Source organism: Rhodopirellula maiorica SM1, assembly GCF_000346295.1.
In the GTDB taxonomy this organism is placed as follows: Bacteria; Planctomycetota; Planctomycetia; order Pirellulales; family Pirellulaceae; genus Novipirellula; species Novipirellula maiorica.
Genome location: NZ_ANOG01000964.1, coordinates 1 through 9,019, shown reverse-complemented (window position 1 = coordinate 9,019; position 9,019 = coordinate 1). Strand labels below are relative to the sequence as shown.

3 protein-coding genes and 1 pseudogene are annotated in these 9,019 nt (G+C 55.2%); 1 reads left to right on the top strand and 3 read right to left on the bottom strand.

The window, feature by feature from the left end:
• Positions 1-733, bottom strand: a pseudogene (locus tag RMSM_RS30945) (hypothetical protein); the annotation flags it as partial.
• A gap of 162 nt (positions 734-895) precedes the next feature.
• On the opposite strand from RMSM_RS30945, the gene RMSM_RS30940 reads away from it, so the two are divergent.
• Positions 896-5,311, top strand: a complete 4,416-nt coding sequence (locus RMSM_RS30940; protein WP_040770396.1) for an Ig-like domain-containing protein — start codon at positions 896-898, stop codon at positions 5,309-5,311.
• Positions 5,312-5,321: 10 nt separating this feature from the next.
• Here RMSM_RS30940 and RMSM_RS30935 read toward each other — a convergent pair whose 3' ends face one another.
• Together RMSM_RS30935 and RMSM_RS30930 are read right to left on the bottom strand one after the other, a co-directional pair.
• Positions 5,322-6,974 carry a hypothetical protein gene (locus RMSM_RS30935; RefSeq protein WP_008706828.1) on the bottom strand — a complete coding sequence of 551 codons (1,653 nt, stop codon included), beginning with the start codon at positions 6,972-6,974 and terminating at the stop codon, positions 5,322-5,324.
• Positions 6,975-7,032: 58 nt separating this feature from the next.
• Positions 7,033-8,760: a hypothetical protein gene (locus RMSM_RS30930; RefSeq protein ID WP_052031890.1), complete on the bottom strand. Its 1,728-nt coding sequence runs from the start codon at positions 8,758-8,760 to the stop codon at positions 7,033-7,035.
• Between the last annotated feature and the right edge of the window lie 259 nt (positions 8,761-9,019).

Below are 9,019 nucleotides of genomic sequence, written 5' to 3'. Positions count from 1 at the left end.
GAGTGCTGCCCGAGGGCAATGGTTCAACAGTTTTGCTGTCGGTAAAATTGATCGACGAATCTGATTCGAACGAGAACATCGAGCGAACGGTCCATTGTTCGTTTTCAAACAAAATCACGTAGGCGCGATCGAGTTCGATCATATTGGCGACCGCTCGCACCGCCGCTTCAAAAAACTCGTTCGAACCAGCGGCCTTTTGCACGACGGTCAATGCTTGACGGACCAAGCTGACCGCGACCGCCGCGGGATTCTTGTCGCTTTTTTCATCTCTCAGCTGACCAAGCCGCGCGTCTTGGGTTCCAAGCGTCATGCTCGATTCGACGGCGTCGAGTGTCCGCATCGATCGGTCGTATTCGACCGGCGCATTCATCGATTTGAGAGTAAAGGTCAGGATCAATTGCTGAGGCAATTTGACGGTGACGTTGCCCGAGACCGAAAGCGATTGGCCAGGGCCGACGACCAAATTTTCGTCGCTGATTTGGAAACTGTTGGTCGAGTGGATATTGACCAACCGCAGCCCGCCCTCGCCGTTTTCTTCGATTCGCAGCGAACGACGCGAAACGCCGATCATATCGATCGGGGCGACGGCAAGGCGAAAGTTGCCATTGCCGACATTCTGAGTTCGCAGCAATTCCTCGCCGTGGTCCATCCGGCCGATCTCTAAGGGCAAATTCGCCTTGTAGACGTGGTTGGTCTCATTACCTAGTTTGACGATCACGTCAACAAATTTCACTACAATGGCCTCGCAGGAATTTAAAACTACCCAATCATTCGGAAAAGGGACAACTAAATATGATGGCACGCAATTTACTTGCAGCATCCTACCCCACCGATTAGCTTCACAATAGCTTTATACCCTAATCTTAGCGGGAACTCTTTAGCCTTGAGACGATCCATGCCCCGTTTTTCTGTGCGTCGCGGCCGGCGAGCTGCGCGTCGTTCCCATCGCCATTTGTCGGTCGAGTCGCTTGAAAACCGTCGTGTGTTGGCGACGTTTGTCGTTGATACCGTGGTCGATATCGATCCTCAAACTAGTTTCTGTGCAGCATCCCCCAGTCCAGGCAATGGGACCTGTTCCATTCGCGGCGCGATCGCCGCCGCGGAAAGCAATCCAGGGGCGGACCGTATCGAGATCCCAGCAGGCACTTACAATCTCGATCCGAATTTTGGAAGCTTCGATCTCGATTCCGACCAGAATATCGACTTTATCGGTGTCGGAAATGGTCCTGAGGATGTGGTGATTGATGGAGGTGGCGTTTCACGCGGATTCGATATCTTCGGTTCCGGTGTTCCTAGCATTGTGACGATGCAAAATTTTACGATCCAGAACACCGTCGCAAACGATGGTTCCGGTGGCGGTGCCATCAACTCGTTCGGAAGCGCTTCGCTGGTGCTACAGAACATGGTTTTGCAGGACAATCGCGCCGATGACAATGCCCAATTTCCCGGCTTCTCCTCGTCTGGCGGTGCCATCCAAGCTGGTGTGGATGTGACCATCGAAGATTCGATCCTCCGTCGAAATACCGCGACCGGTAGCGGCGGGGCCGTTGATTTTTCGACTACCGACCAACCGCGCACGCTGACCATTCGTAACTCGACGATCGAAGACAATGTCACCGGAGATTCGGATACCGATTTTGGGCTCGGCGGAGGCGTCAATGTCAGCGGATTCAATTCGGCGTTGATTTTGGATACCGTCGACGTCGATAACAATATGGCGGGTGATTCGGGAGGGGGCATCTATTTCGAAGGCTCTTCGATCACGGTCACCGATTCCAATTTTACATCAAACCAAGCGTTGGGATCCGATTCGGGAGGCGGGGGACTGTATATCATCGGCGACGGGCTGAGCAGCTTCTCGTTTGACGTCAGCGGCGGTCAGTTCGAATCGAACACGGCGGTCGCCGGAGCCGGTGGTTTGGAAGCGGTCGATTACAGCGGCACCATCGATGGGACGTCCTTCCTGCAAAACCAAGTGCTCGGCCAAGGCGACCAATTCGATCAAGGGGGCGGTGCGGTGGCGTTGCTTGCCGATCCTAATAGCAACCGTACGGTGACGATTCGCAACACCGATATTCGCCAAAACCAGGCCCCCACGGCCGCAGGCATCGCCGCAGTGAATATCGATCTGACGCTCGAAGACTCGGTGCTCGATGGTAACCAAACCACCGCGGGCCAAAGTCCTGGGGCCGGAGCAATCGGTGCGGTCAGCAATTCGTTGACTCAGCAGATGACGATCAACACGTCAACGATCATCAACAACACCTCGATTACCGAAGCCGGCGGTATCGGTGCGATTGACATCGATCTGGTGATCAACGACTCGACGATTTCGTCCAACACCGCTTCGGGCGGTCGAGCCGGCGGTATCGGGCTGCTCGGCAATCTTCGCAACCCGATATTGACCGCATCGGCCGTCACAATCGCCAACAATCAATCCGGCTCGGACGGTGGTGGAATCGCGTTTGACAACGCCGGTTTTGATCTGACCAATGTGACGATCACAGGAAACCAATCTGGACTTCAAGGCGGTGGGATTGCGGTCGGCACGAGTGCCCCAGGGGTGCAACACTCGATCCTGTTCTCGACCGTTGCCGAGAATCAAGCGATCAGTTCGGGTTCCAACATTGCCGCGCAAGGTGAGCCGATCTCGATCGCGGCGAGTATCTTCTCCGGTGGCGACGGCTTTGCCTTGCCCGGCACCTTTGTCTCGTTGGGCGGCAATCTGGATAGCGGACAAAGCATGGGATTTAATGATCCCAGCGACTTCAACAATACCGACCCGCTATTGGGACCGCTGCAGGACAATGGCGGACCGGTTTTTACTCGGGAACTCGCGGCGCAAAGTCCGGCGATCGATGCTGCACGCAACACCCAAGTTCTCGTGGACGCACGGGGGACGGTTCGGCCTCAAGATGGCGATGGTGACAACCAAGCGTTTCCCGACATCGGGGCGTTCGAACGACTCGCCGTGCCGCCGGTCATCGTTACAGCGGTGGATGATGCGGTAAGCATCGACGAAGACGACCCGTTAACGTTCATTGATGTGCTCGCCAACGACCTGCCCACCGGCACGTTGACCGTCATCGCCGTCACCGCAGCAAGTCTGGGCGATGTGACGATCGCAGCAGGCGGCAGCGGACTGAACTATTTGCCCAATCTGAATGAGTTTGGGCTCGATGTGTTCACCTACACCGTCAGCAACGGCGCGGGCCAGACCGCTTCGGCGACCGTCCGTGTCGATGTCATCGCGATCAATGATCCGCCGATTGCCGGCAACGATGTCGTCGATGTCGCGACGCGACAAGCGTTTACAATCCAAGAAACGGACCTGCTATCCAACGATTTTGTCGGTGCGGCCAACGAATCGAACCAGACATTAAGTATCTTGGATCTGCCGGCCACCACGGTTGCCGGCGCCACGATTTCGTTCGTCGGAGGCATCATCACGATCACACCGGATCCGGGCTTTGTCGGGCTGAGTGATTCGTTTACTTACACATTGAGCGATGGTATCGACACCGACACAGGAACTGTGGTTCTTAACTTCTCGACGCGAGTTGGCGGTCATGTCTATTGTGATGCCAATGGCAACGGCAGCGAAGACAGTGGCGAAGCGGTGGTAGGCGGACGCGTATTCATTGATGCCGATGGAGATCGCAGCTTTGACATCGGCGAACGCGAGACGCAGACCGATTTGATGGGCGACTATTTCTTTACCGGACTGGTCAACGGTCAAGCGGTGATCGTTGCGGAAGTTCCCGCGAGCTGCCAAACGATTCCAGATAACCCTGGTGTTATTCGTAGCCAATTGGATGCAGGCCTACTCGCCCGATCGATTACCGCCGCGGACGTTGACGGCGACGGCGACCTCGAGATGGTGGTGGCCAGCGATTTGTCAGGCACGCTCAGCGTGATCGATGTAGTCGGTGGAAACCTATCGCTGCTACGCGAAATCACGCTGGATAATCGGCCTCAATCAGTCTTCGCCTATCCCCCGGCATCGGCAAACAGTTTGGCTGCTCCGCTGATCGCGGTTGCCGCGATTGGCGTACCGAGCGAGGGAGGACAAGTTTACTTTGGCAACAGTTCCTACGAATCGTTTCCGATCGCTGCCGGTGCGATTGATGTGGCGGTTGACGATTTCGGTGACGGTTTGCCGACCGTGGTTGCCGCATCGTTTCGCGAATCTAGCTTGACGCTGTTCGCTCCCGATGGACGCTTTGCCCCACAAGAATTGTCTGTCGACGCGTCACAGATTTCATCGATCGCAACGGGGGACGTCGATGGCGACGGTGACAACGATATCGTCGTCGTCGGAATTGGTTACGACACGACATTTGAAAGTGGTGCGTCCAGTGGCGATAGCGTCAGCGAGATCAGCATCCTATTGAACAACGGCGATGGCAGTTTCTCGCCGCTTGAGGACGGTGAATCCGATGCCAATTTGACCAGCAAGTATGTTGACGTGATGTTGGCGGATATCGATGGCGATGGACAATCGGAAATATTGGCCTTGGATCAACGTCAAACGCTTCGTGTTCTGCGGCTCGACAGCGGCCAAGTTCGCTTGGTCTCTAGCACTGCGGTGACCGCCAAAGCGTCCAAGCTTGCCGTGGGCGATTTCAATCGCGATTCACAACTCGATGTCGTTGTCGCCAGCAATAGCAATGATTTGATCGAGATCTTTGTGGGAGATGACGGCGGAAATTTCAGTTTGGTCAAATCGATTCAGGGCGTCTTTAACCCCATCGACATAAGCGTCGCTGATTTCGATCAAGATGGCGTCGACGAGATCGCTGTGGCCAACCTGTATCGCCGTTCGGTCGCCGGAAACACCCCCGATCCGTTGTTGCCCAGCACGGTCACGGTGCTGAAGTTGCAAGTGGCCGAAGAATCAATTGTTGTCGATCAAAGCTCGGTTAGCGTCGATTACACCTTCCCCCGTGTCGTCCCTGGTTTCAGCGTTTCATCGCGAATGGACGTCAACGCCAGCGGTGAAGTTACCGCAAATGATGCGTTGGTCATCATCAATCAACTCAATCGGCAAAGCACCGCCGAAGGTGAATCATTGGCGGGCGAAACATTGGCTGGCGAAACATTGGCTCGCGTCCGTGCGGCCACGGATATCAATTTGGATGGTGCCACGTCACCGCTGGATGCCCTGCTGATTATCAATCATCTGAATGAAAATCGCGATCAGTCCGCGGAAGATCATCAAGGCGAGCAAAGTCTTTGGTTTGCCACCGACGATGATGCAAATGAGCGGACGGCGGCAGTCGACGACCTGTTTGCAGCGGGACTGTTCTGATCTTTGGTTTCTAGGGCATGTAGTTGATTTGGACCATCGCTTCGTAATCAAATTGTTCGTCCAATCCATCTCGAAGCGGAATCGAAATCGCTGGAGTCACCACGAGTTTATCGTTGACGAGCAAGTGAAAGCCCGTGGTGGCGTTGACGATGTTGAAGTGGTTGGCCAAGTTGCTGTAACGAAGTGAGCCTGCCGAAACCATGTCCGAATCTTGTAGCGTCGCAGTGTAATGCAATTCCGTGTTTAGTAGCACTTGTTGAATCCAACCCGCGTCACCATCTTGGTTGCGATAAATCGATTGCGTGGCTGCAACGTCCAAGTGCATCAACGTCGAATCCGTAAACTTGCCAATCACGGGAAGCGTATTGTTGAACCGGTTTCCGCGTATCGGATCGCCGTTAGCAGCGATGTCAAGTTGCATATAGGTTTGTAGCGTGACGTCTTCGTTGACGCGGTAAAGTAGTCCCGAAAATGGTAGCAGGTGGACGCTTTCGTTTTCGACGACCAACAAATCTTGACCGCTGCTGTCACGCAGCCGAGTGTCATCGGCGGTGGGGACGCTAATGCCAAGCCCGGCACTCCAAATGTAATGTGTATCGGATTTCAGTACTGCTTTGGGGATGATCGTCAAATTTCCGATTTCAAAGTTGCGGTCTTGCCGTGCTCCCAATGTTTGCGTGCTGCCGTACGTTGCCGCGGTTGGCAAGCGGAATTCGATCGAGATCAAATCCTTAAACAACACCTTTTCGACTCCAAGCGTATAGCGACTAATGTCACCAAGCCCACCAAAGGCGTCGTTGAAAAAGCTGTAGTTCACATAAACACGATGACGAATCGCCGGAGAAAAATTCTCAGCGACTTTGACTCGTCGCGTGGAAACCCCAGGACCGGGAACGGGAATCGACGCGGTGCCACTTGCGCCGACTTCGCCGGTATAGCTGTAGGTGAGGAACCATTTATCACCATCAAAATAAACGTTCGGCGACTCGTTCTGGGTCGGAGGATTGGCGGCGCCGGCGCTATGGACTGCGGTGGCAGTGCTGGGGTCAAACACAAATCCAGGTCCGGGCGAGGTCGGGGCGTCCGACGAGGGCAGCGGCTCGGCCAGAAAGAACGTATCGATACTGCCGTTTCCGGAACTGTCGAATCCGGTGCCGGTTGTGAAAATGTCGTTGTGCGGCACGTCGTTTCCGACTTCGAACGCGATGGTCGAATTCGGCGATCCAACGCCGCCTCCCGGTAAGATCGTGCCGGGCAGCAAATGAGAAAACGTTACGGTTTGAGTGCCCTGAAAGCTCGAGAAACCGCCGCCAAAAAAGTCGCCTATGATCGTGGGATCAAACGCATACGATCCTCGCGTGGCTGCAAAGTCCGAGAATCCTGGATCGGCATCAAATTGCGACGAATCGAAGCCGCCCGCATTCGGGGCAGCGAAATTTGACAGCGGATCGAGCGGTTGGATTGAGCCGGCAGCGGCGTCCGAAGACGAAGCCTCCCCCACCTCATCCCCGACCTCACTAGGGTCCGTCACCGGAAGATCAAGCATCGGAGGCGTTTGCGCGACGGCCATCTGGGTACAGACAAACGCTGTCGATAGCAAAGCGACTGCCACCGGCAATGCGATCGAAAGAAACGCATTGCGCTGATGAGTGGCAGGATACATAGAACAAGGGCGTCGAAACGTGGTGTTGCAGTCAATTTCTTGTGGTGTTTCCTAATCTCTACGGCAGATAGTTGATCTGCACCATCGCTTCGTAATCGAACTGCTCGTCCAACCCATCACGCAGTGGAATCGACATCGCCGGCGTGACGACAAGTTTGTCATTGATCACGAGATGCAGACCCGCGGTAGCGTTGAGGATATTAAAGTTGCTGGCCAAGTTCGCATAGCGAAGTCCACCGGCGGAAACGACATCGGAATCCTGTAGCGTCGCAGTGTAATGAAGCTCGGTGTTGAAAAGAGCTTGTTGAATCAAACCCGAGTTGCGATTGCGATTTCGATAGATCGACTTGGTTGCCGCGATGTCCAGATGCATCAAGGTCGAATCGTTAAACTTGCCAAGCAACGGAAGCGTGTCGCCCACTCGGTTTCCGCGGATCGGATCGCCGTTGGCCGCGATGTCCAATTGCATGTAGCTTTGGAAGCTAAGGTCGTCGCTGTAGCGATACAGCAATCCAGTAAACGGCAGCAAGTGAACGCTTTCGTTTTCGACCACCAACAAGTCTTGTCCGTTGCTCTGCAATCGCGTGTCATCGGCCGTCGGGACACTGACGCCAACGCCGGCACTCCAGATGTAGTTGCGGTCGTACAGCAGCACTCCCTTGGGAATGATCGTTAGATTCCCAATCTCAAAGTTGCGATCTTGACGTGCTCCGAGTGTTTGCGTGCTGCCATAGGTCGCAGCGGTCGGCAATCGGACTTCGACCGAAATTAAATCCTTCAGCAAGACGTGCTCGATCCCAAGCGTGTAGCGACTGATGTCGCCGAGTCCACCAAAAGCATCGTTGAAAAAGTTATAGTTCAGATAAGCCCGATGACGGACAGCGGGCGAGAAGTTTTCGGCAACTTTGACGCGGCGTGTGGAAACGCCAGGCCCTGGAACAGGGATCGACTCAGTGTGAGTTCCGCCCACCGGGCCATTGTATTGGTAAGTGACAAACCAGTTGTCGCCATCGGTGTAGATGATAGGAGTTCCCGGCGGCGGGTTTGCAGCCCCGTCAGCGTGAACGGCGGTCGCCGTGCTGGGGTCAAAAACAAAACCGGGACCGGGCGACGTGGGGGCATCCGATGAAGGCAGCGGCTCGGCCAGAAAGAACGTGTCGATACTACCATTGCCCGAGCTATCAAGTCCGGTGCCGGTGGTGAAGATATCGTCGTGGGGAAAGTCGCCGCCGACTTCAAATGCGATGATCGAGTTTGCCGAACCTGGGCTGCCGGACTGTATGCTGCCCGAGAGCAATTGGTTAAACGTGACTGTTTGCGTGCCTTGGAAGCTCGAGAAACCGCCGCCAAAGAAGTCGCCAATGATGGTGGGGTCGAACGCATACGAACCTCGCGTGGCTCCAAAGTCCGAGAACCCAGGTCCAGCATCAAACTGAGACGGATCGAAGTCGCCCGCGGCTGGTCCGCCAAAATTTTGCAGCGGATCGAGTGGTTGAGCTGCACCGGGCTGTTGAGTGGCACCGGGCTGTTGAGTGGCACCGGGCTGTTGAGTGGCACCGGGCGGTTGAGTGATTCCGGGAGGAATATCGCCAGCGAAATTTCCCGCCCCTGGTCCCTGGGGGACACCAGGACCTTGAGGGATCGGGGACGTTGATGGTTGTGGAACCTGAGCGATGCTAGTGCTTGCGCCGCATGCGATCCAGATCGTGCACACGCCAATCAATCGCAACGCAATCGAACACGTCGTACCAGGGTGGCGTTTTAGAGGATTTAGGGTCGCAGTCATAAGTTTGTATCGCTACATCAAAGATTGGTCGTCGCGGTCTGAGCGACCGCTGTTTCCTGGCGCGACATCGAACGCAGGACTGGCGACTCGACAGCGTCGACACGGAGTCGCCGCACCCCCCCTTCGATACGTTTAGGATAAATCGTCCAATTGATGCAATTGGAATCATCCAACCATGAAACGGAAGAACAGACACTCCATCTTGCCTAGATTGACACTTTCCTAGCGGAGCGGCGCAAGCCCAATGCCATCTACTTTG